This is a genomic window from Sphingomonas sp. (assembly GCF_003248515.1).
Taxonomy (GTDB): Bacteria; Pseudomonadota; Alphaproteobacteria; order Sphingomonadales; family Sphingomonadaceae; genus Sphingomonas_I.
In genome coordinates this window covers 1-22,710 of record NZ_QFOB01000021.1, presented here as the reverse complement: position 1 = coordinate 22,710, position 22,710 = coordinate 1, and the positions used below count along the sequence as shown (strand labels likewise).

The following is a 22,710-nucleotide window of genomic DNA, read 5'->3' as shown; positions in this document are numbered from 1 at the left end:
CTATCCGTCAGCTTCACTGCGCATCCTCAGAATGACCGCTTTTTTGCACGCCTTCCCGGATCCACTGGCGGAAGCGGATCAGCGAGATATTGTTCCAGCGATCCTCTCGGGCGATGAGATTATAGGCACCTAATTCCACTCGGCGCAGCGGTTCCTGCCTCGGCAGCACTTTGACGAGCGTGCCGTCTTCCAGGCTCTTTGCGAGCAAAAAATGGTTGGTCAGCGCAATCCCTTGCCCGCTGCGTGCCGCGTCCATAGTCGTATTTGCGTGCCAAAGGCGCGGCCCCGGTAGCGGCCGATCATGCGTAATGCCGTGGGCGGAGAGCCAGGTGCGCCATTCAAGGTCACCGTCCTCATGGAGCAGTCGGAATTGGAGAAGGTCATGCACGGTGTTTAGCCGATCCTCCATTGTGGCTACGAACCGGGGGCTCGCCACAGGAAAGACATTCGGGCGGGCTAGCTCATCGCGTCGGAGCCCCGCGGGCAAATGCGCTTCGTCGCCGTTTCTAAGATAGCGGATGTCACCGTCAGCCTCATTGATCGTGAATTTCACGGGTTCATCGGAGGGGCGCAACGCAAGATCAATCGCCGGAAAGCGCGCGTTGAAATCCATCAGGCGCTCCAGCAGCCAGTTATTGGCGAAGCCGGGCGAGCACCAGATCAAAAAGCGATCCTGATGTCGATGGCGAAGGGCGTCCGTCGCCGCAGCAATGTCATCGAGCGCCTTGGAGATGCGTGCATGATAGGCGCGACCATCCGCAGTGAGCCAATGCTCCGCGCCTCGTTGCCGCTCGATCAGCGCCGTGCCGATGATTGCTTCCAAGGCCCGCAGATGGCGGCTGATGACCGCATGATCAACGCTGAGAGCTTGTGCGGCTTTACGGAAACCGCCCAATCGGCCGTACGCTTCGAACGCTCGCAACGCGGCAAACGGCGGAACAGATTTTTTGTCGTTCATCTTTCATCGTCATGACATCAGCATCTTTCAGCCGCAATCTTAGGTCGCCGGGTGCTGTCAGTCTAATGCGAACCCGTCTCCAGACGATGCGGCTCGGTCTTTGAGACTAGCGGCCTAGCCCATGAGGTCTTGCCACTCAGCCATGGGGGCCGAGCGGCGGAGTTTGTAGGTCTGGCGGTCGACGAGGTGGCGCTCGAGATTGAAGTGGTTGTTCACGTTGGCGTGGACCGAGGCGAATTTCCGCAAGCTCGCCATTCTTCGAAACCGCAGCATCGCCCGCTCTCGTCTGCGGAAGGCGAGGTGACTGTTCTCAACCCGGTTGGTCGCCCAGCGCACTACCTCCTGCTTGTCCGCGTTGCCGAGCTCGGTCATCGCAGCGCGGTAGGAGCGCAGACCATCCGTGGTGACTGCCTCGGGTGATCCATGCAGACGGAGTGGCTTCTTCATGAAACGCAGGGCTGCCTTCTTGTCTCGCTCGCGGGTAATGTAGCTCTCGAGGATCTCACCTTCATGATCTACCGCACGCCACAGGTAGACGATCTCGCCGATGAGCTTCACGTACATCTCGTCGAGGTGCCACCGTCACTGCCGGAAGCCCCGCATCCGGCTCACCCGCTGTCGGCGGATTTCGCCCGCAAAAAGCGGCCCGAACCGGTTCCACCCAATGCCGCACCGTCTTCATGGCAGATGTCGATCCCGCGCTCGGCCAGCCGGTCTTCCACGTTCCGCAGCGACAGCGGGAAGCGCACATACATCATCACGACGAGCCGGATCACTTCCGGCGGCGAGTTGAATTAGCGAAACGGGCTGGCGGGCCTAGCCCGGGATCTGCGGCTCATCCCGCCCGGCTACCAGGCGCGAGGCGCGCCTGCCAAGTTGCTCTGACAGTACCGTCTGGAAGGCATTGTCAGAGCAACGCGGTCCCGCCTTCAGCGGGTAGAGGGCGACAACTAGCCAGATGAGATCGCGGTGCTGACATCCCGGTGATCATGGCCTGCTCCGTTGGCTTGACAACACCCCTGTCACTAACGGCTGCCTCACGGATCTGACAGAGCCACGCGCGGGATTGAGCGACACGGTGAAGGTCGGCGGCCGCCCGGGCAGGTGCGACGGCCGAACCCCGGTTCAGGCGAAGCGCATCGTCACTGCCTTGCGTCGCCGCAGCGCGCTGCCGATCAGCCCGAAGCCGCCGACCATCATCGCCCAGGTCGCTGGCTCCGGCACCGGCGCCGCGCTCGCCTCGCGCACGTCAAACGCGATATTGTCGAGCCCGACATCATAGCCGTCCGGCCCCCAGGTGAGGCGGATGCCCTGTGCGAAATAATCGCTGTTGAGCGCCAGCGAGGCATGAGTGGGCGAGGACGTGCCCTGCGTGCCGCTGTAGATCGAGGTGCCGTCGAGCGCGGTGATCGCGAACGGCACCGTGGCCGAGCGGTTCAGATAGGTCGCGAAATCGAAACCGATCAGCGACACTTCATAGCCGGCCGCGGGCAGGATGTTGATTTCGGACGCATAGCCGGTCATGCTGTTTCCGCCCCAGACGATGCCGGGCAGATCGCCATACTGGCTCCAATATTTGAGGAACGGCTCGTAGGTGGCGCCGCTGCTGGTCGCAATCGAGCGATACTGGACGTCGACCGTGGCGCTGTCGCCATAGTTCGCGCCGATCTGGCTGTAGTTGCCACAGGCTTCATTGCCGGCGGCGCCACAGATGTTGCCGCTGAAAGTGAGCGTGGTGACGACCGCCGGGGCGGGCGCTGCGACGAAGCCGGCGGAAAGAGCGACTGACACAAAGACGAAAGCTAGATACTTCATGAAACCCCCATCCGAAGATTGTTCCGACGGATCGGGTCTCGGTTAACGGGCCGGTAGCCTCAAGGTTTTCAACACGATGAAGAGCCGATGAAGAGCCGATCATGCCGCATTGGCCGTCTTTCGCTCCGCTTGCCGGAAGGGGAGGGCGAACGCGCGATTGATCGCGGCGCCGCTTTTGCCCAAGCAGCGACCGGAAAAGCGGGGCGAGCGTGACGCTGGAGATTCGGCCGATCAATCTGGGGGAAACCGCGCCATTCCGGGTGGGTCTAATCGAGGCGCGGCCCGCCATCCGCGAGGTGGTCGGCGCCGATGAGCGCGAGACGCTAGAGCCGCGCGTGATGCAGGTGCTCGTGCTGCTGGCGCAGCGCGCGGGCGAGGTGGTGACGCGCGAACAGATGATCGCGGCCTGCTGGGGCGGGCGCATCGTCGGCGAGGATGCGATCAACCGGACGATCGGTGTGATCCGTCGCGTGGCGGAGACGGTGGGGCAGGCGTCGTTCCAGGTCGATACGGTGGTGAAGGTCGGGTATCGGCTGAGCGAGAGTGCCGCCTTGGCGGCTCCGGTGGCGGAGGGGGAGGCGGCTGCTTCGCCGGATGTGCCCGAGCCTCCCGCAGGCCGTCGGCCGACACGCCGGCTGGTGATCGGCGGCGCGGGCGTGGTGGCGGTGGGGGCCGCCGCTTGGACGATCTGGCGGCCGCGCCGGGCCGATTCTGTCGATCAGTTGCGCGCGCTAGGGCTTGAAGCTGCGCGGGTCGGCACGGCGGAGGTGACTGCGCGGGGGTTGGCGCTGGTGAAGGAGGCCGCGTCGCGGCGGCCGGACGAGGCCGAAAGCTGGGGCGCGCTGGCGCTCGCGCGGATCCACGCGAATTATTTCAACTCGGGCGCGACGGCTCGCGAGGAGGCCCGCGCCGCGCAGGAGGATGCGCGGCATGCGCTGGCGATCGATCGATCGAATGTCAGCGCGCCGGCCGCGCTGGCGATGGCGCTGCCGCCCTTCGGCAACTGGCTCGCCTCCGAAAACGCGCTGCGCGCCGTGCTCGCGCACGCGCCGGACCAGTATGAGGCGTGCGTCTGGCTGTCGCGTATGCTGGCGCGCGTCGGCCGGATGCGGGATGCGCTGGCGGCGCTTTCGCCGATCGAGCGGCGGATCCAGAACAATCCGTCCGTGCTCTACTGGCAATCCTATCTGATGTGGGCGGTCGGCCGGGTGGCGGATGGCGACCGCGTGATCGATAATGCGCTTCGGCTGTGGCCGCGCAACTATCAGATCTGGTTCTCGCGCTTCTGGACCTACGCCTATAGCGGCCGCTCCGGGAAGGCGGTGGCGATGGTGGAGGACGCATCGCGGCGGCCGCCCGGCATCCCCGCCTGGAATTTCGATCTCATCCTCGCCAGCGCGCGGGCGCTCGGCAGCAAGGCGGTGGCGGACATCAACGCGGCGCAGGCGGCGATCACCGCTGCCGCCGCGGAAGGGACGGGGTTCAAGGAAATCGGGGTGGAACTGCTTTCCGCCCTCGGCCGGGTGGATGCGGCCTACGCGATGGCCGACCTCTACTTCTTCGACGGAAAGCCCGGCGATCATGTGCGCTACTCGGCCGAGCAGGGCAGCTATTCGGACCGGCTACGGCTAAACACCCGCTTCCTCTTCACGCCGCCGACCACGCCGTTCCGCGCCGACGCCCGCTTCGCCCGATTGACCGAGACGATCGGGCTTGCCGACTATTGGCAGCGAAGCGGTTCCCGGCCCGATGCGGCCGGCATACTGGGATCGACGAACGCCTGAACATCCGGCGTCGATGACGGCGCCTCGGGCATTGACCGGCCCCGCCCGAAGCTTAGTTCCGCGCGGGGAGATTCGCGTGCTGGGGGTAAAACGTGAAGGACAGCTTCCACCGGACCGGTTGTCGGAAATGCTCCCGACGCGCCGGCAGCGCCGCTATGTCGGCCCGACGATTCCTCGTCAGACGCGGCGCAAATTGCTTGATCACCATGGCCGGCCCGGTCCTGACCCTAACGCGAACGGGGCTCTCCCTGCTGGAGACCGATCTTTGAGGCTGGCGGCGTAGGGTCAGGACGTGCCGTCAATCTAATGCGAACTCGTCTCCACACATGCGGTCGGTCTTCGAAGCTGGCAAGCTAGCTCACGAGATTTTGCCAGTCGGCCAGGGCGGCTGAACGGCGAAGCTTGTAGATCCTTCGGTCGACGAGGTGGCGTTCGAGATTGAAGTGGTTGTGGACGTTGGCTCGAACCGACGCGAACTTCTGGAGGCTCGCCATGCGCCTGAAGCGGAGCATGGCCCGTTCTTGTCGTCGGAAGGGCAAGTGGCTGTTCTCGACCCGGTTGTTGGCGTGTTGTCCGATCTCCTGCCGATCGTCATTGCCAAGCTCGCGCATGGCGGCCTGATAGGATCGCAGCCCGTCCGTTGTAATCCGTTCGGGCGAGCCGTTACGCTTGAGTGTCTTCTCCATGAAGGCGAGGGCGGCCTTCTTATCCCTGGTTTTGGTGAGGTAGCTCTCGAGGAGCTCACCTTCGTGATCGACCGCGCGCCAGAGATAGTGTGTCTGGCAGTTGATCTGCACAAACACCTCATCGAGGTGCCAGCGCCATTGGCGGAAGCCACGCATGTAGCTGACCCGGCGCTGCCGCACTTCGCCGGCGCACATCTGGCCGAAGCGGTTCCACCAGAAGCGGATCGTCTCGTGGCTTAGGTCGATCCCCGTTCGGACAGCAGATCCTCGATGTTCCGCAGCGACAGCGGGAAGCGGACGTACATCAGCACCACGAGCCGGAGGATCGCAGGCGAGGAGTTAAAGCAGCGAAATGGGGAAGGCGGCTTCGCGCGGGATTTGCGGCTCATCCGCCCTCGTCAACGGCTGCCCCGCAGATCTGACAACGCCCCCGCATTGATTAATGCGCCGCGCCGTGTAGGAGATGATATATCATAAAGTGAATTTGGGGGATTTTTGGTGAAGCCCTATGCGGTCAGCCTGTTGCTGATGTCGGGCCCGGCCCTGGCGCAATCGGCAGAGGATATCACGGTCACGGCCATGCGGACGCCGCAGCGGCGCTCTGATGTGCCTGTCTCGATGGAAATCGTGCCGGCGGAGCTTCTGGATCGCACGCCCGGACTCACCTTCATCGATCAGCTGAAGAAGACCAGCGGGGTCGACGTAATTCAGTATCCGAACGGGTTGGCCGGGGTCGGCCTGCGCGGTTTTCGCCCGGACTTTGAGTCCTCTATAAACCCCCGCACACTTACTTTGGTGGACGGTCGGCCTTCGGGCTCGACGAGCTTCACGACGATTGCGCCGGAAAGCATTGACCGCATCGAGGTCGTCAAGGGGCCGTCTTCGGCGCTGTATGGCGCGTCGGCCGAGGGAGGCGTCGTCAATATCATCACGCGGCGATCGAAAGGGCCGATCCATGGCCAGATTGGTGGCGGCTACGGTTCGTTCGACACGTTGCGCGGTGACGGCAGCATAGGCGGATCGATCACCAGCTCGACCGATTTCGATGCCTCGCTCGGCTATGTCGACCAGCGGGATGATTTCAAGACCGCTTACGGGCTGACCCGCCCGAACAGCGACTTTTCGCGTCTCTCCGGCCGGGCTCGGGTCGGTGCCGATCTCGCGTCGAACGTGCGGTTCGATGCCAGCGTCGATTTCGCGCGACTCAATAACAGCCAGCCCGGCCCGGTTTCCTTCAGTCCCCAGACCCCCGCCGATACACGACTGCGTCGCGTAGGCGGTGATGCCCGGCTCGTGGTGACGCCGGCACATCATCGCTTCCAGTTGGTCGGTTATGCCTCCCGCGAGGTATATCGATACATTACAATCGTGCCCACGACGGCCAGTAGCTACCAGTCCAGCCGCACGATATCGCGCTATCGCGGCGTGCAGGCGCAGGATAGCTGGGCGATCGCTCCGATCTTCAGCCTGACCTATGGCTTTGACTGGCAGCGGGTCGAGCTTCGCCCGCAATCGTTCAGCGCCACCTCCCAGGTCGCGCCGTTCAGCCCCAACGAGAATCGTGACAGCAAGGCTGGGTTTGCCGAAGGCACACTGTTGCTCCTCGACGGCCGCATCATCGTCACGGCCGGGGCCCGCTATGACCATATCGTCTCCGAGACGCTGCCCACGCCCCTGAAGACAAACTTCACCGGGAGCCGCACGAGCTTCAACGTCTGGAGTCCACGCGGTGGCGCGGTGTTCAAGTTGACGCCGGCATTGCGGCTGCACGCATCGGCGGGCAGTGCCTTTGCGCCGCCACAGGGGAGCCAGACCACCGGCGTCACGACCGAGGTCGCCGGTCGTCAGACGCGCGTCACCACCGGCAATCCAGATCTCGCGCCCGAGCGGAATACGAGCTTCGATATGGGCATGGGCTATGCGGCAGGGCCACTCTACGCGGACCTCACCTATTTCCATGCCAACACGCGCAATCGCATCGTTTCGGTCATCACCTCCGAGACGACGGCGCTTCGGCAGAGCACCTACAGAAACGCCGATCAATCACGTGTACGAGGTTTGGAGGCCGCCATCGGCCTTGATGTCGGCTCACTGTGGGGTGCCAATCCCGATCAGCTCACGCTGCGGTCTGATGAAGTCAATGCTGCCCGACTGCGAGCTTCGCAGCGCGGGCCGTGCTGGATCCAGACTGCCATCGCGTGGTCGGCGCGACCTTCAGACGCGTCGGAAATCTGAAGTCCGGATCGACGGGGGCAGGCACCTTCCGGCGCGAATGCGCCTCGACCGATTTCGTCGGCCGTTCCACGAGCACAGCCGGGTCAGGCAGTCCCTCGCTCAGCAATTTGGCCCATATCTCGGCGAGCTCGCGCCTGCGCGGCATGTAGGCCGCACGATTGTAGACCCCCTCCACCTTCTCCTTGGGAACGTGAGCAAGCATGAGGTCGATGACCTTCCGGTCGTGATCCTTGCCATGACGCTCTGCCCATTCGTTCATGATGGTCGAGAAAGCGGCGCGAAAGCCGTGCGGCACGTGGTGGCCGTGATAGCCCGCCCGGTTGAGCAGATAGCCGATCGCATTCTCGCTGATTGGACGATGCATGTGCCGGTTGCTCGGGAACAGGAGCGGGCCACCGCCAGTGAGTGGCCAGAGCGCCTTGAGCACGGAGATCGCCTGTGGCGTCAGCGGCACGAGGTGATCCCCGTCGGTTTCCTCCTTGCGGTCAAGATCGCCCTTCATTCGTGCCGAAGGTATCCGCCAGAGTGGCGCCTTGCCGTTCAGATCCTCGAACTCGCTCCAGCACGCACCCCGCAACTCGCTTGGCCGGACCGCGGTAAGTGCGAGAAAGCGCAGCGCCAGTCGCGTGATCGGCCGGGCATCGTCTTCCTCTGCCCTGATGATCATTTTGCGCAGCGGCTTGAGCTCGGTGATGGCCGGCTGCCGCCCCTTGCGCAGAGGCTTGAGAACGGCGCCGAGTTTTTCGGCCGGATCGTTTACCGCGATGCCCTGCGCGATCGCATAGACAAAGACCGCCGAAATACGCTGACGGATGCGCTTTGCGGTCTCGATAGCGCCACGCGCTTCCACCTCGCGGAGCGCGGCGAGGACGAGAGGCGGTGTGAGGTCGGCGATCGGCAGTGTTCCGATCTCCGGGAAAATGTCGCGCTCGAGGCTTCGCAGTACATCGGCTGCATGAACGGTCGCCCATTGCGCCTTGGCATTCTCATGCCACTCGCGCGCCACGCGCTCGAAGGTCCGGCGGCCGGCCTCAATATTCTGTTCAATCCGGAGCCGTCTCGCGACCGATGGGTCCCGCCCTTCGCACAGGATCGTGAACGCCTCGTCGCGCCTGGCGCGGGCATCGGCGAGAGAGACGTGGGGCCAGGCGCCGAACGCCATCGTCTTGTTCCGGCCGTCGTAGACATAGTTCCAGCGCCACAATTTGCCGCCGCCGGGGGCAACGAGCAGGAAGAGGCGATTGGCGTCGGCGAGCTTGTAGGTTTTCGGTCGCGGTTTTGCGGTGCGGATCTTCGTGTCGGTGAGCATGGCTCCGGCTCCTCGATGTACCTCGTTTTTCGACCGCCGATACCTCGTTTCAGACCCTCCGATTCATCGGACTGTCATGAACGGGTACGGACGGCCGAGGCCGAACTGGTCTTCCAAGTGTCGGTAATCAGGAGGAAAAAGTCGATTCCGGTGGTCTGTTACGGACCCGTACGGAATGGTCTTTGGCGGAGCGGGAGTCCGCTCAATCGGCCAAATTCCACGAGGATTCCTCCACTTTCTTGCTGAAGAATTGCGCTGTTCCCAATTCTGTTCCCAATCTTGGAAACGGATAACTGCGAACTATGGCGAACTATTGTAGGATTGCTTCCGATCATCGATTTCCGAGGCATCACGACTAGCATAAATCGAGCAAATCGGCAACGCGGAGCGACTGGAAACGGCCGCAACACGTCGCGCATCTGAAGAAAATGCCGCCCGCGATATCCGGTCCTGCGCAAAGGCCGAACATACATGTCCGTCGACGCGATTAGCCCTTCCCATGCCTTGTTCCGCTGGCGCCTCAGCCACACAATGCTGCCATGGATGCTCTCTCATCATCGTCTTCCGCGCAGGGTCCGCGCCCGCTCGCTGTCCGGGTGGCGGACGCCACGCGCTTGACGGGCATTGGCAAGACAAAGCTCTTCGAGTTGATCGCTAACGGCACGCTTGAAACCACCAGCGTGGGTCGGCGCCGGCTCATCCTGTACCGCAGCCTCCAGCAGCTGATTGAAGGTCCGGCAGGCTCGGGCTCATGAGGCGACCGAACAGCGACCTGAAAGCAATTAATGCGGCTCCACCGCGTCGATATAGAATGCTCCACCTTTCCGGTCGTGCCTCACACCGGCATCCTCGGCCTCCTCATATTTGGCCTTGCAGAAGCACCGAAGCTCACCGTCCACCTCAATCTTGACGGCAAGATCCTTCCCTGCGGGCTCGTCATCGCAAAGGCCGATCACTCGGCGTCCCAGCATGATCGCGCCGTCGTCGAGACGGCTGCCGCGAAGGCTATGGTTCGCGATTGGCCGAATTTCGCTGCGTCCGTAGGTCGCCGACTCCGGGTAGAAAGCGATCCTGACATCAGCGAGCGGCAGGCCGCTGGGCAGGTCGAACGACCTCTCGAGAATGCGTCGTGCAGTAATCGTGCCCCACTCGCTGAGATCGCCGAACCGCTCGAAGCCATGGCGCTCCCAGAAGGTCCAGGAGCTCCGCGGCGAGCATTCGATCGACAGGACGTTTACATTATCGTCGATCGCTCGCTGCAACGACGCCGCAAACAAGGCATCGCCTAGCCCCTGCCGGCGACAGTCCTTGCGAACGCTGACGATATCAGCTGCATAGTCGCCCACTTGCACGGCAACAGGCTCGCCGCCGCGGCGGATGACCCAAAGGTCGCCATACTCTAGGGCATGCTCGATAATCCCTCGGTTACACCAGAAGCCCTCACCATCGTCTGCATATTCTTGCTCGAGCCAAGCGAGGACGGCGGTGAGATCCGCGGGTGTTGCCTTCAGGACATCCATGAATCTAAACTCCACCGCCCGAGATCGTGACGTTCTTCGGCGCGACTGCCATCCGCCATCGTCTGGAACATTATCACCATGGCAAAGAAAAAGACCGCCGTGCACGTCTTCTACTCGTGGCAAAGCGACTCCCCCAAGAAGACCAACCTCAACGCGATCCGCAAGGCGCTGGCCGACGCCTGCAAGCGCCTTGAGGCGGCAAACCCGAACCTGAAGCTGGTTCCGGATGAGGCAACCCGGGACACCAGCGGCAGTCCCAAAATCTACGACAAGATCGTCGAGAAGATCGACGCGGCGGCGATCTTCATCGCCGATATCACAACCGTCACTGCGCCGGGTGCGGAACGGCCGTGTCCCAACCCCAATGTGGGCTACGAGCTGGGCTATGCGGTCGCGACACTGGGCTGGGACCGCATAATCCTCCTGTTCAACACGGCGATCGGCGATTTCCCCGCCGATCTGCCGTTCGATTTCGCCCAGAACCGCGCGAGCCCCTACAATTACGCGCCCGCCGACCCATCGACCAAACGCGACGATCTGAGCAAGCTCCTGCACATCGCGTTGAAGGCGGTTCTCGACAAGAATCCGAAACGACCGGCCGAGATAAAGGGCTTATCGCGAGAGAAGATCGAGCACGACCACGACGTCGAGAATATGCGCTGGCTGATGGATACGCTCCATCTCCCGACGTTGCAGCAGCACATCGAAGAACTCCCCCATATGATCACCGACAAGGCAATCTGGTTCTTTGAGAACTTTCGCGGCGTCGCCGATAACAGCCTGTTCAGCGTGTACGATCCCGTGCTGCGCGAGGCGGTCGACAAACTCTATGGCGGCTGGCTTCAAGCGCTCGCCCATGTCGACGAATACAATTCGACCCCTAGCGGGAAGTCGCACGTATTCAGCAGTCCCGGCGACATGCCGCTAACCGGCAAGCGCCAGACGGCGTGGGATGAAATCGACGCCGGCCGCCACGAAATGGCCGCCGGTCTCACCGCCCTGCTGGAGCGGCTGCGTGCAGATTATATCGAGGTCAGCATCCGTCGGACCAACGAGCGCGCCTGGAAGGGCTATGTCGATTTCCAGAAGGAGGTCGAAACCCGATGGGATGAGAGGGCCAAGCGCCGAAAAAAGAAGGACAAGAAATAGGCTTCTGGTCGGGGGAATGCCTTCCCCTGCCGCCGCGCCAAGGTCGCGTCGGACCCCTTCATGCGGGCGGCTCCGCCCCCGCAACGCCCCGGTGAGAGTGAGAGGAAAGCGGGATTTCCGTGACGGGTAAGGGCTAAGAGAGAGTCTCTCGGCGCCCGTCGCGGAGATTTCCCATGGCGACGATCCTCACGCAATCCGACACGTCTCGCCCGGTATCGGCGCGCTACAAGGTCGATATCTCACGCGGCCAGCGCATCGGCCGCGTCTCTTCCGAATGGTTCTCGCGCCCCGACGACGAGCGCTTCCTGTCGCTGTCGTCGCTCCATGCCGCGGTGAAGGCCCGGGCCGAGCGCGCGACGGCACGGACGGTTGAAACCCGTGACGTCAAAGTCGAGGCGAGCCGGGACGATGCCGAACGCCTGGCCCTGCTCGTGCCCGGTCGCGACGAGCCGGTTATGCCGACGCATTGGTCATTCGGCCAGCTCTGCAGCCTCGTCGGTGCGCCGTCCGGCTATCTCCGGCAGCTTCCGGCGCCGCTGGCCGGCATCAACATGCAGCACGGCCTGCTCTCCCACCGCGCCGAGCTGATGAAGACGCTCGAGACCGACGATGGCCGGGTCGAATTGCGCGCTGTCACCGGCCCTGACTATGGCCGGATCTGGGATCACGAGCTGGTCGCGGCCGTCATGAAGATTGCCGGGGACGGCACCGGCGACACCCGTTGGAAGGTTCCGGGACTGCTCGATTGGTCGACGATGACCCACAACCCCTTCGTCGAGGTGACCAAGGACACCACGACCCTCTATGCGAGCGATCGCGACGTCTTCCTGTTTTTGGTCGACGATGCGCACCCGATCGAAGCGGGCCGTCTGCCCAACGGCGATCCCGATCTCTTCTTTCGCGGCTTCTATGCGTGGAACAGCGAGGTGGGGTCGAAGACACTCGGCATTGCTTCCTTCTATCTCCGGGCGGTCTGCATGAACCGTAACATCTGGGGGGCGGAAGGCTTCGAGGAGATCAGCATCCGCCACAGCAAGTTCGCCGCCAACCGCTTCGCGCATGAGGCGGCGCCCGCGCTCGAGAATTTCGCGACCTCATCGCCGGTGCCGTTCATGGCCGGCATCAAAGCCGCGCGCGAACGCTTGGTCGCTCGCACCGCCGAGGACCGCCAGTCCTTCCTGCGCAAGCGCGGCTTCTCCAAGGGCGACACCGACCGCATCATCGCCACCGTGCTCGACGAGGAAGGCCATCCCCCGGCGTCGATCTTCGATTTCGTCGAGGGCATCACTGCGGTCGCGCGCGACAAGCCACATCAGGACACCCGCCTCGAGCTCGAGGGCAAAGCCGCCAAGCTCCTCGCCGCCGCCGCCTGACGGCATCCGCACCTCATGCAGCGAAAGGAGCGGTCCGATGATCGTGCTCCCTCAAATCCTTCGCTACGCGCTGCGGGCGAATGATATCAATCGGCGCGCGGCCGCGCAGGCAAACAAGCCCGAGCCGGACCCGGCGCCGGTGGTCAAATTCTTCAACCCACTCGGGGCGCAAACCTGGCTCGCCACCCAGCTCGACGAGGATGGCGACGTGCTATGGGGACTCGCTGATTTGGGCTTTGGTTGTCCGGAGATTGGTCCCTGGTCGCTGGGCGAGCTCTCGGCGATCCGGCTGCCGTTCGGCATGAGCATCGAGATCGACACTGCGTTCACGTCCGACGTGCCGCTGTCGGTCTGGGCCACCTGGTCCCGCCGAACCGGTTCGATCCTCTGGACCGACACTTTGTTCCGGGGATCCCCGCCAGGCGAACCGCCGCCGGACCTGTAGCTCCAATCTCCGGCGTCGGCGCGGCTCTCACCCTTCAGAGGGAGAGGGCTGCGCCGGCTCCATGACGGGTTGAGGGTCGAGAGAGAGTCTCCCGGCCGCCCGTCATGGAGAAGACCCATGACCAAGCATGTGAAGATCGCCCTCAGCGGTTCGCGGGACATCCCGTTCAACCAGCTGGTGCTGAGCCAGGCCAATGTCCGGCGCGTGAAGGTTGGCGTCTCGATCGACTCGCTCGCCACGGACATCGCCCGCCGCGGCTTGCTGCAGAGCTTGACCGTCCGCGCCCAGCGCGATGCCGAGGGCAACGAGACCGGCGTGTTCGAGGTGCCGGCCGGCGGCCGCCGCTTCCGCGCGCTCGAAAAGCTCGTGAAGCAGCGCCGGATGGCGAAGACCGAGCCGGTTCCTTGCATCGTGCGCGACGATGACCAGATCTCGGCCGAGGAGGACTCGCTCGCCGAGAACGTCCATCGCGAGGCGCTGCATCCGCTCGACCAGTTCCGTGCGATGCAGGAGCTCGTGACCCAAGGCACCGATATCGAGACCATCGCCGCAACCTTCATGGTGACGCCAGCCGTGGTGAAGCAGCGGCTGCGCCTCGCGTCCGTCTCGCCCAAGCTGCATGACGTCTATGCCGAGGACGGCATGACGCTCGAACAGCTGATGGCCTTCTCGGTTTCTGAAGACCACGAGCGCCAGGAGCAGGTCTGGGACATGCTCCAGTCCAGCTACAATCAGCAGCCCTATATGATCCGGGCCAAGCTCACCGAACAGTCAGTGCGCGCGACTGACATGCGGGTCCGCTTCGTCGGTCTTGACGCTTATGTCGCAGCCGGCGGCTATGTGCTGCGCGATTTGTTCGAGGACGATCAGGGCGGCTGGCTGCAGGACGTGGTGCTTCTGGATCGATTGGTCGACGAGAAGCTCAAGGCCGAGGGCGCACGCATCGGCGAAGAGGGCTGGAAGTGGGTCGCGGTCGCGGTCGACTTCCCTTATGACTATGATGACGACATGCGCGTCATCGACGGCGACCAGCCCGAGATGCCCGAGGCCGACGAGGCGCGGCTCGCAGCGCTCCGCGAGGAAGCCGAGGCGCTGGAAGAAGAATGGTCGGGCGCGGTCGATGTGCCGGACGAGATCGATGCCCGCGTCAATGCGATCGACGAGGAGATCAGCGCGATCGTCTCGCGTCCCCTTGTCTACCAGCCGACCGAAATGGCCCGTGCCGGCGTATTCGTCAGCATCGACAGCGATGGCTCGCTCTACGTCGAGCGTGGGTATGTCCGGCCGGAAGACGAGTCGGTCGAGGAACCCGTCACCACGGGCGAAGAGCAGGACGGAACCGTGATCGCCGATCACGAGCGGCACGCTGACGATATCGGCCCTGCCATCGTATCCGTTGGTGGCGCGCCGGGCACCGAAGAACCCGGCGAGGAGGATGAGCAGGACGATCTGTTGCGTCCGTTGCCCGATCGGTTGGTCACTGAATTGACCACGCATCGCACCCTCGCGCTGCGCAATGCGGTCGCGTTGCATCCGCAGGTCGCCTTCGCCGCCGTTCTTCACGCGCTCGCACTCGACACTTTCTACCATTATTTGTCGGGCACCAGCTGCGTGGAGATTTCGGTTCGCGGTGGCAGCCTTGGCACCCATGCGCCGGGGCTCAACGACAGCGCCTCCGCCCGTGCGATCGACGAGCGGCACGAAAGCTGGGCCGAGCGTTTGCCCGATCAGCCGCAGGACCTCTGGGAGGCGCTGATCGCGCTCAGTGCCGACGATCAGGCGGCGCTTTTCGCGCACTGCGCGTCCTTCGGCGTTAATGCCGTTTGGGAACCGGCCAACCGTTACAACGAGGGCCGCGTCTCCGCGCGGACCGTCTCGGGGCGGATCAAGCACAGCCATGTTCTCGGCCGCGCCGCCGATCTCGACATGGTCGCCGCCGGCTGGACCGCCACTGTCGACAATTACCTTGGCCGGGTGACGAAGGTGCGCATCCTCAGCGCCGTTGCTGAAGCAAAGGGTGCGGAAGTCTCGGCCCGCATCGCGGGGCTGAAGAAGCCCGACATGGCCAAGGAGGCCGAATCCTTGCTGGCGGGCACCGGCTGGCTCGCCGAGCCGTTGCGTGAACCCGCGATCGAGCCGGTCGAAGAACCGGCGGCGATCGACGCCGAACCGGCCGTGGCATCCGAAGCGGAACCCGCGCACGATAGCAGTGACAGCGAAGAGCACTTTGCCATCGCGGCTGAGTGAAGGCTTTTGACCTTGGGGGCCTGTCACATCGGCAGGCCCCATTTGTTTTGGAGACGCTTATGGCCTCCATCGCTTCCGACCTTTCCCTGGCTCTCGCCGATAATGCCGAGGCCGTCTGCCGCCGCTATCTCTCCAAGGGGCGCAAGGAAGGTCGCTATTGGCTGGTCGGGGATGTCCACAATACGCCCGGCCGCAGTCTCTATGTCCGCCTGTCCGTGTCGCCAGATGGTCGCGGCGCGGCCGGCAAATGGACCGATGCGCAGAGCGGCGATCATGGCGACCTGCTCGATATCATCGCCGCCGCCCGCAATTGCCGCACCATGCGCGAGACGCTCGACGAGGCCCGCCGCTTTCTCAGCATGCCGACCCCGCCGCCGACCGAGGATCCGCCCGCGCGTCGTGACAAGACTCCGGCCGGAACACCCGAAGCGGCTCGTCGTCTGCGGGCGGCATCGAAGTCGATTTTTCGTAGCCTGGTGGCGACCTATCTCGCATCCCGGCACATCACCGACCTCGCGGGCTGCGAGGCGCTCGGCCATCACCCCCATTGCTGGTATCGCCCTTCCGAAGACGATGACCCCGCAGTCCTGCCCGCGTGGCCCGCGATGATCGCGGCGGTCACCGACCTGGAGGGCACCGTCACCGGTGTGCATCGGACTTGGCTGGCACTCGACGGCTCCGACAAGGCGCCCGTCGCCTATCCTCGTCGCGCCATGGGCCATCTGCTCGGGCACGGTGTCCGCTTCGGACGGAGCGGCCGCGTAATGCTTGCCGGCGAGGGCATCGAGACCATGCTGTCGCTGCGACAGGTCATGCCCACCGCGGGTACGATCGCCGGCCTGTCCGCTGCGCACCTCGCCGCCATCCTGTTTCCGGCCGGTTTGCAGCGACTCTATGTCGCCCGCGACGATGATCCAGCCGGCGCGGGTGCACTGGCGACGCTGACCGAACGCGCGAGCGCGACGGGCATCGAGATCGTGCCGCTCGAACCGAAGCTCGACGACTTCAACAGCGACCTGCGCGCCTTTGGTAGGGACCGGCTGGCCGCTAACTTGCGCTACCAGCTTCGGGCCGAGGATGCGGAGCTCTACCTGACCACGGGTTGAGCCCAAGCGATCGTTGCCGTCACAGCAGCGGCTGGTCGTCAGACCTCTTCGTCTCGGGCGAGCCGCGCCCGGCCTTCCTTGAGAGGGCGACTGCGGCAAGCGACCCGGGCCGGCAATGGCTTCGCCGCGGCTATTTTCCGCCGGGGCTAACGCCCCTTTGCAGCGCGAAGCAAAATAGCCGCGCTTCGCCATCCTCCGCTGCGCTTCGGCCGCGCCCATGCGGGCGCGGTTCTGGCCCGGGCCGCCCGCCGCCGGACGTCGCCAGGAAGGCCGCGAGAGGCGCGGCTCCAGCGACGGAGGCTCGCATGACGACCGACACTCTTTCCGACGACGGCGAACCGCAGCTCGGTTCCACCGCCTATCTTCTTCAGGAGATGCAACTCTATGGCCATCGTCCCTTCGAGGACGAGCCCGATGACCGTCCGTTGCCGGACGCCCGTATAGCCGGGGGCGCCATTGCCGACATCTTCGATGCTCTCGTTTCTTCGCTGATCGACACGCGGATCGAACCCGATCTCGAGGATCTCGCCTGGGGTATCGTCAACGTCTTCCACCGTGCCGGCGAGCGGATCGAGCGCGAGCTTGACGACAATGAACGGGCTCAGAAGCGCCTCCAGCGCGAGCAAGACGGCAGCGAGGTCAAATCGGTCGAACTGGAACGCCGGATCGCGGAGGGCATCACGATGATCGAGCGCCGCGATACCATGGAATTCTTCCGCGACACCGCCGCCGACCAGTTCCGCACCCATATTCGCAAGGCCTGGCTCCCGCGCTCGGGTGCCATGGTCAACCGCAATATGCTGACCTCAGCCGTGCTCGACAGCCGCAAGCAAATCGACCGCCGCGCATATCAGGATGCCCGCGTCCTCAATCCCGATGGGATCAAGATCGCCTTCACGGGTGGGGCCGAGTTCAACGATCACCAGCTGATCTACGCCACGCTCGATAAGGTTCATGCCCAACTTCCCGACATGATCCTGCTGCACGGCGCGACGCCGACCGGCGCCGAACGCATCGCCGCCTGCTGGGCACGCGATCACAACGTGCCGCAAAAGCCCTACAAGCCCGATTGGGAGCGTCACAAGAAAGCTGCGCCGTTCAAGCGCAACGATGCGATGCTGGACGCGATGCCAAAAGGCGTCATCGTCTTTCCGGGAACCGGCATCCAGGACAACTTGGCCGACAAAGCGAGAAAGCTGGGCATCCGCCTTTGGGACTTTCGCAAGCGAGCGGGTTAATCCCGCTCGCCTCTAAAGTCCGGTTTGCCAATCTTCACGCGGACGCTCAGCTCGCGGGCGCGTCCGCTTTGCGCCGCGGAGCCCGCTTTGGCGCCGTCGACTTGGCTGGAACGGCGGCCGCCTTCGTCGCGCGGCCTTTCGAGCCTAGACCAATCTTGCGCGCCATCGCGCGGCGATGCTCGCTGTAGGTCGGGGCGACCATCGGATAATCTGGCTTGAGACCATAACGCTGCCGATATTCGTCGGGCGTAAGACCGTGAGTGGAAAGGTGGCGACGGAGCGTCTTGTAAGGTTTGCCGTCGATCATCGAGATGATGTGGTCTTTCGAAGCCAATGATTTGCGCACAGTCACCGCGGGCACGTGCTCGGAAGGCGTGCTCTCGCTTTCGGAATCTGGCGTAACGATCGTTGTGGTGAGCTGACCCACTGCCGCATGCATCGACTTCAGGAACGCCGGCACCTCTTCCGCCGTCGCACGGGTATTCGGGTTCGAAAGCCAGGCGATCGTCAATTCGGTTGCAAGTTCGATCGCAGTCGAAGTCTTCGTGTCTTCAGTCATCTTCGGCCCTCGGGTGAAACTCTTCCAGCAGACATGAGCGAAGTCCGTCTCACGGGCAAGCGGCTCTACGCGCACGACCTGTTGGACCGCGAAACCACTCCCCGCTCTTTGAGGCGCTAGTCCTTCCCGGACCCGCGACCTTGTTCGATCAACCCGCAGGGGGTCCGCTATGCTGTGCATGCGGCCGCTGTTCGGGCTGTGCCCTCACGGACGCGGTGATCGCGGTCGCGCGCCCGGATGCGTCGGCGCCTGTCGAGCGGGGAGTGGCCCCGCTCCGAACGACAGGAGTCGGACATGAGCCTCGAAGCCGCACAGCGCTATGCCTGGAACCTCGCCTGCACCCTCAAGGTCATCATCATCCTGATCGAGACCGACGAAGGCTATAACGCGATCCCGAGCGCAGACTATGACGGCGACGTCGAGCGCGTGGTCCGCGAATATGATGTCTACGCAAGTTGATCCGCCCAACGGTTCCGACCGGGCGACCCCGCCAGCGGTTTCGCTGGCGGGGCATTTCTGCTATGATCCCGACGCGCTGTGGTGGCAGGTGGAAGCGCGTCCAACCCCTTGCATAAGGATGCGACGCCATGCCGATCATGCTTCCCCTGACCCTGCTGGGGATCGGTTACCTGATCTACCAGATCTTCGCCGGCGCGGCGCTGGCGCTGCCGATCGCGCTCGGAATTGGAGCGGGGTTTGGCGCAAGCCACCTCGGCTGCCCACCTTTGCTCGCTGTCGTGATCGGACTGCTGGTCTTCCTCGCAGTGATCGGGACGAGCCGCTTCGCGGCGCTGAAACTTGCCAGCCCCTATGCCAGGACAGCTCTCGCGGCGCTGTTTGCCATACCGGCCGCGCTCGCCGGATATTCCGTCGCGCATGCACTGGGCTGGTTGGTGGGCGGGACCGGCATCATCGCTGGCCTGGTCGGCGCCGCGCTTTGCGCCGCGATCGCAGCCCATCGGTTGATGCGCCCCGCTATCTGAATTTCACACGCTGAAGGCTCCAAAGACCGCCCCGCCCGGCCGATCCGGGCGGGGCCTTTCATGCCAAAGCTTCAGCAGTGGCCGGGAGGCGCGGTGAGTTGTCCTGTCTCCTGTCCAATCGTCGTTGTTGGGTGTCGGAAGCGGATGCCCGGTGCGAGCCCAAGCCTATGACACGCGGTCCTCTCGCGGCCTCTTTGCTTGGCGGCTGAGTCGGCGGACCACTCCGATCACGCAAGAAGTCGTTCATCACCGCGGCCTCGGCAACAGAGCGTCAAGCCTATCTGTACGCGCATCTATCCGGGACCGCGATCTCCATGCCGGGCTTCTGGAATGGTACCGATAAAGGCGCCACGTCTCCTGTCGGCGGATCCAGGCCAGTGCCCAAACGGCCTCTCTTAAATGGCTTGATGACCGGAACCGGCTTCGCCTCTGCCGCTCATGGCCGCAACGGCTCTGGGTCGCTTTTTTCCCCTGCCGGCTGTGCCGGCATTCCTCGCGGGTCAAAAAAGCGCCCCGCCGCCGTCTTCCGCTAGCGCTTCAGGTCTGACGACTGCAGCCGCGGCAGTCCCGGTCATGTCCCAAGCCATCGAGACCGTGATGGGCACGGACCTCGTGGATCAAGACTGGAGATTTGAAATGGCTACCATTGGCACCTTCAAGAAGACCGCCAACAACGAGTTCGTCGGCGACATCGTCACCCTCAGCGTCCAGGCCAAGGGCGTTCGCATCGTTCCCGACAGCAACCGCGCCAACGACAACGCGCCCTCGCACCGGGTGATGGTTGGCCGGGCCGAAATCGGCGCCGCCTGGACCAAGCAGTCCAACGAGGGCCGCGATTATCTGGGCCTCAAGCTCGACGATCCGAGCTTCACCACTCCGATCTACGCCAACCTCTTCGACGACGAGGACGGCGAGGCGTTCAACCTCATCTGGTCGCGCCCCACTCGTCGCAACGGCGACTGAGCCGATCGAAAGCCCCGCCCGGAGCGACCGGGCGGGGCTTTCATTTGATCCATTTTGAATATAGATATTAACCACTTGCGATAAGTTGCTACTTATTCGCAGATAAGCTGGTGCGCCGTTGCGCAGTGCAGCATTCGCAACTTAGGTTATTCCCGCAGGGGGCATCGAGGAGTTTCACGATGCCAGGATATAACCGTTTACACTTACCCGCCGAATATCAGGCCCTGACCGCATTGGACGCGCGCGGCTTCGCTTGGGAATGGTTGCGTCGCAATCCGGACTTCCGCGAAATCTGGCGCTCCGGCAATTCGGCACTGCGGCGGGTCAGGCCGAGTACCGACGCTGTGGTGCGCCGGTCAGCGCGCCGAATTCTGAATATCTCGAAGCATCCCTTGGCAGGGAGGTGGTCCCATTGGGGCCTCACCTTTCGCGTCCGATCCCGACACGTCCGCAGTCGACGCGCCGCCGATCGCCTGGAGTCCGGAACTTGATACATCCGTTCTGACGATCGTGCGGCCGGTGCCATGGGCAAAGGCGATCGGCGATCTCCGTTTCTTTTTCGAACGCTGGGGCGAGCGCGTGATCCGGATCGGCTCGCCGGGAGGGACACACCTGCTGATCCGCCGCAGAGGCTCGCCCGAATTGCAGCTCTGGCTTCCCTCGGGCTTGGCGCCCGCGACGGGCGGCAGCTTCGGCATCTACCTTCATCCGGACACGAGACACGCGACCCGCATCCAGGCTGCGGCGACCTTCCGCCGTTCAATCGGTCATGGTGTTCCCGTCCGCGCCGCACCTTTCGCGCAGGCGCACCGCCACGCGGCGATGCTCTATGTCCATGACCTGGCGCAGCACGGTGCGAGCTTGCGCGACATCGGCGGGCTGGTCCTCGATCAGCCGCCAGACGACTGGCGATCAAGCTCGGAACGCTCCGATCTGCGGCGCCTTGCCGAAGCCGCTGCCCAGATGATCGCTGGTGGCTATCGTCTGCTGCTTGGATCACGTCCGCCATCCTAGCAGCCGCTGCCGGTCTGATGTGGTCGGAATCCATGCCCCCTCGTTCCGGCCACCACGGGCCTTCTTTCGTCGCCGATGATGACCGGGTTCGCGAGGCGCTTGGCACGCGCCTCGCTTCTCGCCTTACAGGAGCCCGGTCATGCCCGACATCATCAAGGATACACGCTATCTGCGCACCAAGGAGGCCGCGCATTATGTCGGCCTGTCCGCGCGCACGCTCGAGAAGCACCGCACCTACGGCACCGGTCCCGCCTACCGGAAGATCGGCGGCCGTGTCGTCTATACGATCGAGGAACTGCGCGCCTGGGCCGACCGCGGCGCATGCGCATCGACATCGGATCCGAACAACGGTTCGGTCCCTCCCGCGGTGCGCCGATCCGGCGATGCGACGGAGCAGGGCTGATGGTCAGCGTTTCGCATCCTCATCCGAGATCGAGCGCGCCTGGCCGCCGATCGCGCCCCCGCTTCTCGCGGTTCGCCCTGCTCGCCGCCAGCACGGCCGGGCTCACCGGCCTCCTCATCCCGTCGCTCCACCATTCGCATGTGCGTTTCATCTGGAACGCATCGGCGAGCGTGCCGCTCGGCCTCTATCGCATTGACCCGACTCCGGCGATGCGTGTCGGCGACATGGTCGCGGTGCGACCGTCGCCCGCGCTCTCCCGCTTCATGGCGGACCGCCGCTATGTCGAAGCGAACGTCCCCTTGCTGAAGCCGATCGCGGCAATGGACGGCGCGACCATTTGCCGCCTCGGGCTGCGCGTGACCATCAACGGGCGGACAGCCGTCGCTGCGCTGGCGCGCGATCGCTTCGGCCGCCCTCTGCCGACGTGGTCAGGATGCTATCGGTTGCGACCGGATCAGCTGTTCCTCATCGCACCCGCCCACCCGGACTCATTCGACGGGCGCTATTTTGGCCCCGTTTCGAAGGCCCAAATCCTGGGTATCGCCACGCCGCTGTGGACCTGGTCATGAGCCGGCGGTTGAAGAGCATGATAGGCATGATCGCGCTGCTTGTTGCGAGCAGCCCGGTCGGCTCCCGGCCAGCCTTGCACGCACCCACCAATGGCTGCGCGTTCCATGCGCCAGAAGCGGCCAACCGCTCGGGCTTGCCGGTCGATGTCGTGCTGCGCGTGATGATGGCGGAGTCTGGCGGCAATCCCCGCATTGTGTCCTCGAAGGGGGCAATGGGGTGCATGCAGATCATGCCGGCGACGTGGAGCTATCTCACCGTCTTTTCGCCGTGACGGCCGCACTCGCGGCCGTCACCCCTTCCACCCTCCTCGCGCAGAAACTGGGGCAGGGCGGCACCGGCGTCGACGAGACGAC

Annotated in this window: 23 protein-coding genes and 1 pseudogene; 16 read left to right on the top strand and 8 right to left on the bottom strand. The window is 64.1% G+C overall.

The features are described from left to right. Positions 1–13: 13 nt before the first annotated feature. The 3 genes and pseudogenes from DI605_RS20305 to DI605_RS20295 all read right to left on the bottom strand — a co-directional run bounded on the left by DI605_RS20305 (position 14) and on the right by DI605_RS20295 (position 2,773). On the bottom strand, positions 14–958 hold the full coding sequence (locus DI605_RS20305) for a LysR substrate-binding domain-containing protein (protein ID WP_293977438.1): 945 nt from the start codon (positions 956–958) through the stop codon (positions 14–16). A gap of 114 nt (positions 959–1,072) precedes the next feature. Then, positions 1,073–1,716: pseudogene (locus DI605_RS20300) on the bottom strand (IS6 family transposase). A 367-nt stretch (positions 1,717–2,083) separates the two neighbouring features. Then, on the bottom strand, positions 2,084–2,773 hold the full coding sequence (locus DI605_RS20295) for a PEPxxWA-CTERM sorting domain-containing protein (RefSeq protein ID WP_293977436.1): 690 nt from the start codon (positions 2,771–2,773) through the stop codon (positions 2,084–2,086). A 209-nt stretch (positions 2,774–2,982) separates the two neighbouring features. Here DI605_RS20295 and DI605_RS20290 point away from each other — a divergent pair, with 209 nt between their 5' ends. After that, on the top strand, positions 2,983–4,557 hold the full coding sequence (locus DI605_RS20290) for a winged helix-turn-helix domain-containing protein (protein WP_293977434.1): 1,575 nt from the start codon (positions 2,983–2,985) through the stop codon (positions 4,555–4,557). 353 nt (positions 4,558–4,910) lie between these two features. Here the strand turns inward: DI605_RS20290 and DI605_RS20285 are convergent, their stop codons facing one another. Then, positions 4,911–5,438 carry a DDE-type integrase/transposase/recombinase gene (locus DI605_RS20285; protein ID WP_293977432.1) on the bottom strand — a complete coding sequence of 176 codons (528 nt, stop codon included), beginning with the start codon at positions 5,436–5,438 and terminating at the stop codon, positions 4,911–4,913. 41 nt (positions 5,439–5,479) lie between these two features. After that, complete coding sequence (locus DI605_RS20280) at positions 5,480–5,632, bottom strand: hypothetical protein (RefSeq protein WP_293977430.1); 153 nt, start codon at positions 5,630–5,632, stop codon at positions 5,480–5,482. Between the two features lie 109 nt (positions 5,633–5,741). Here DI605_RS20280 and DI605_RS20275 point away from each other — a divergent pair, with 109 nt between their 5' ends. Further along, positions 5,742–7,478, top strand: coding sequence for a TonB-dependent siderophore receptor (locus tag DI605_RS20275; protein WP_293977429.1), 1,737 nt, complete (start codon positions 5,742–5,744; stop codon positions 7,476–7,478). Here DI605_RS20275 and DI605_RS20270 read toward each other — a convergent pair. Then, entirely contained in the window at positions 7,381–8,787 is a 1,407-nt protein-coding gene (locus DI605_RS20270) for an integrase arm-type DNA-binding domain-containing protein (RefSeq protein WP_293977427.1), read from the bottom strand. The two genes, DI605_RS20275 and DI605_RS20270, sit on opposite strands and share 98 nt — an antisense overlap. Before the next feature lie 782 nt (positions 8,788–9,569). After that, a complete protein-coding gene (locus DI605_RS20265; RefSeq protein WP_293977425.1) occupies positions 9,570–10,307 on the bottom strand; it encodes a GNAT family N-acetyltransferase in 738 nt (245 codons plus the stop codon). A gap of 78 nt (positions 10,308–10,385) precedes the next feature. Between DI605_RS20265 and DI605_RS20260 the strand changes: the two genes are divergently transcribed. The 6 genes from DI605_RS20260 (at position 10,386) to DI605_RS20235 (ending at position 17,865) form a co-directional block, all read left to right on the top strand. Next, positions 10,386–11,456: a hypothetical protein gene (locus tag DI605_RS20260; RefSeq protein WP_293977423.1), complete on the top strand. Its 1,071-nt coding sequence runs from the start codon at positions 10,386–10,388 to the stop codon at positions 11,454–11,456. 173 nt (positions 11,457–11,629) lie between these two features. Continuing rightward, on the top strand, positions 11,630–12,829 hold the full coding sequence (locus tag DI605_RS20255) for a DUF932 domain-containing protein (RefSeq protein WP_293977421.1): 1,200 nt from the start codon (positions 11,630–11,632) through the stop codon (positions 12,827–12,829). Between the two features lie 37 nt (positions 12,830–12,866). After that, positions 12,867–13,274 carry a DUF2958 domain-containing protein gene (locus tag DI605_RS20250; protein WP_293977419.1) on the top strand — a complete coding sequence of 136 codons (408 nt, stop codon included), beginning with the start codon at positions 12,867–12,869 and terminating at the stop codon, positions 13,272–13,274. A 117-nt stretch (positions 13,275–13,391) separates the two neighbouring features. Continuing rightward, entirely contained in the window at positions 13,392–15,521 is a 2,130-nt protein-coding gene (locus tag DI605_RS20245) for a ParB/RepB/Spo0J family partition protein (RefSeq protein WP_293977417.1), read from the top strand. A gap of 59 nt (positions 15,522–15,580) precedes the next feature. After that, a complete protein-coding gene (locus tag DI605_RS20240) occupies positions 15,581–16,627 on the top strand; it encodes a toprim domain-containing protein (protein WP_293977415.1) in 1,047 nt (348 codons plus the stop codon). Between the two features lie 305 nt (positions 16,628–16,932). After that, a complete protein-coding gene (locus tag DI605_RS20235; RefSeq protein ID WP_293977413.1) occupies positions 16,933–17,865 on the top strand; it encodes a DUF2493 domain-containing protein in 933 nt (310 codons plus the stop codon). A gap of 46 nt (positions 17,866–17,911) precedes the next feature. Here DI605_RS20235 and DI605_RS20230 read toward each other — a convergent pair whose 3' ends face one another. Then, positions 17,912–18,424 carry a MucR family transcriptional regulator gene (locus tag DI605_RS20230; RefSeq protein ID WP_293977411.1) on the bottom strand — a complete coding sequence of 171 codons (513 nt, stop codon included), beginning with the start codon at positions 18,422–18,424 and terminating at the stop codon, positions 17,912–17,914. A gap of 294 nt (positions 18,425–18,718) precedes the next feature. On the opposite strand from DI605_RS20230, the gene DI605_RS20225 reads away from it, so the two are divergent. From DI605_RS20225 to DI605_RS20195, 8 genes are all read left to right on the top strand, one after another. Then, positions 18,719–18,883, top strand: a complete 165-nt coding sequence (locus DI605_RS20225; protein WP_293977409.1) for a hypothetical protein — start codon at positions 18,719–18,721, stop codon at positions 18,881–18,883. 128 nt (positions 18,884–19,011) lie between these two features. Beyond that, positions 19,012–19,407 carry a hypothetical protein gene (locus tag DI605_RS20220; protein WP_293977407.1) on the top strand — a complete coding sequence of 132 codons (396 nt, stop codon included), beginning with the start codon at positions 19,012–19,014 and terminating at the stop codon, positions 19,405–19,407. A gap of 636 nt (positions 19,408–20,043) precedes the next feature. Next, positions 20,044–20,370, top strand: a complete 327-nt coding sequence (locus DI605_RS20215) for a DUF736 domain-containing protein (protein ID WP_293977405.1) — start codon at positions 20,044–20,046, stop codon at positions 20,368–20,370. A 179-nt stretch (positions 20,371–20,549) separates the two neighbouring features. After that, on the top strand, positions 20,550–20,861 hold the full coding sequence (locus DI605_RS21530; protein WP_367120081.1) for a DUF6499 domain-containing protein: 312 nt from the start codon (positions 20,550–20,552) through the stop codon (positions 20,859–20,861). 88 nt (positions 20,862–20,949) lie between these two features. Then, the gene (locus DI605_RS20210) at positions 20,950–21,384 is read left to right on the top strand and encodes a DUF2285 domain-containing protein (RefSeq protein WP_293977403.1); all 435 of its coding nucleotides are present in this window, start codon (positions 20,950–20,952) and stop codon (positions 21,382–21,384) included. A 139-nt stretch (positions 21,385–21,523) separates the two neighbouring features. Beyond that, entirely contained in the window at positions 21,524–21,787 is a 264-nt protein-coding gene (locus tag DI605_RS20205) for a helix-turn-helix domain-containing protein (RefSeq protein ID WP_293977401.1), read from the top strand. Further along, positions 21,787–22,356 carry a S26 family signal peptidase gene (locus tag DI605_RS20200; protein ID WP_293977399.1) on the top strand — a complete coding sequence of 190 codons (570 nt, stop codon included), beginning with the start codon at positions 21,787–21,789 and terminating at the stop codon, positions 22,354–22,356. Before DI605_RS20205 ends, DI605_RS20200 begins: the two co-directional genes overlap by 1 nt. Positions 22,357–22,382: 26 nt before the next feature. Continuing rightward, positions 22,383–22,628: a lytic transglycosylase domain-containing protein gene (locus DI605_RS20195; protein WP_293977397.1), complete on the top strand. Its 246-nt coding sequence runs from the start codon at positions 22,383–22,385 to the stop codon at positions 22,626–22,628. The last annotated feature ends 82 nt before the right edge of the window (positions 22,629–22,710 follow it).

Excerpts from the sequence above, each read along its gene's own strand:
- DI605_RS20305 (WP_293977438.1), bottom strand. The coding sequence starts at position 958 with ATGAACGACAAAAAATCTGTTCCGCCGTTTGCCGCGTTGCGAGCGTTC.
- DI605_RS20295 (WP_293977436.1), bottom strand. The coding sequence starts at position 2,773 with ATGAAGTATCTAGCTTTCGTCTTTGTGTCAGTCGCTCTTTCCGCCGGC.
- DI605_RS20285 (WP_293977432.1), bottom strand. The coding sequence starts at position 5,438 with ATGTGCGCCGGCGAAGTGCGGCAGCGCCGGGTCAGCTACATGCGTGGC.
- DI605_RS20280 (WP_293977430.1), bottom strand. The coding sequence starts at position 5,632 with ATGAGCCGCAAATCCCGCGCGAAGCCGCCTTCCCCATTTCGCTGCTTT.
- DI605_RS20270 (WP_293977427.1), bottom strand. The coding sequence starts at position 8,787 with ATGCTCACCGACACGAAGATCCGCACCGCAAAACCGCGACCGAAAACC.
- DI605_RS20265 (WP_293977425.1), bottom strand. The coding sequence starts at position 10,307 with ATGGATGTCCTGAAGGCAACACCCGCGGATCTCACCGCCGTCCTCGCT.
- DI605_RS20260 (WP_293977423.1), top strand. The coding sequence starts at position 10,386 with ATGGCAAAGAAAAAGACCGCCGTGCACGTCTTCTACTCGTGGCAAAGC.
- DI605_RS20255 (WP_293977421.1), top strand. The coding sequence starts at position 11,630 with ATGGCGACGATCCTCACGCAATCCGACACGTCTCGCCCGGTATCGGCG.
- DI605_RS20250 (WP_293977419.1), top strand. The coding sequence starts at position 12,867 with ATGATCGTGCTCCCTCAAATCCTTCGCTACGCGCTGCGGGCGAATGAT.
- DI605_RS20245 (WP_293977417.1), top strand. The coding sequence starts at position 13,392 with ATGACCAAGCATGTGAAGATCGCCCTCAGCGGTTCGCGGGACATCCCG.
- DI605_RS20240 (WP_293977415.1), top strand. The coding sequence starts at position 15,581 with ATGGCCTCCATCGCTTCCGACCTTTCCCTGGCTCTCGCCGATAATGCC.
- DI605_RS20235 (WP_293977413.1), top strand. The coding sequence starts at position 16,933 with ATGACGACCGACACTCTTTCCGACGACGGCGAACCGCAGCTCGGTTCC.
- DI605_RS20230 (WP_293977411.1), bottom strand. The coding sequence starts at position 18,424 with ATGACTGAAGACACGAAGACTTCGACTGCGATCGAACTTGCAACCGAA.
- DI605_RS20225 (WP_293977409.1), top strand. The coding sequence starts at position 18,719 with ATGAGCCTCGAAGCCGCACAGCGCTATGCCTGGAACCTCGCCTGCACC.
- DI605_RS20220 (WP_293977407.1), top strand. The coding sequence starts at position 19,012 with ATGCCGATCATGCTTCCCCTGACCCTGCTGGGGATCGGTTACCTGATC.
- DI605_RS20215 (WP_293977405.1), top strand. The coding sequence starts at position 20,044 with ATGGCTACCATTGGCACCTTCAAGAAGACCGCCAACAACGAGTTCGTC.
- DI605_RS21530 (WP_367120081.1), top strand. The coding sequence starts at position 20,550 with ATGCCAGGATATAACCGTTTACACTTACCCGCCGAATATCAGGCCCTG.
- DI605_RS20205 (WP_293977401.1), top strand. The coding sequence starts at position 21,524 with ATGCCCGACATCATCAAGGATACACGCTATCTGCGCACCAAGGAGGCC.
- DI605_RS20200 (WP_293977399.1), top strand. The coding sequence starts at position 21,787 with ATGGTCAGCGTTTCGCATCCTCATCCGAGATCGAGCGCGCCTGGCCGC.
- DI605_RS20195 (WP_293977397.1), top strand. The coding sequence starts at position 22,383 with ATGATCGCGCTGCTTGTTGCGAGCAGCCCGGTCGGCTCCCGGCCAGCC.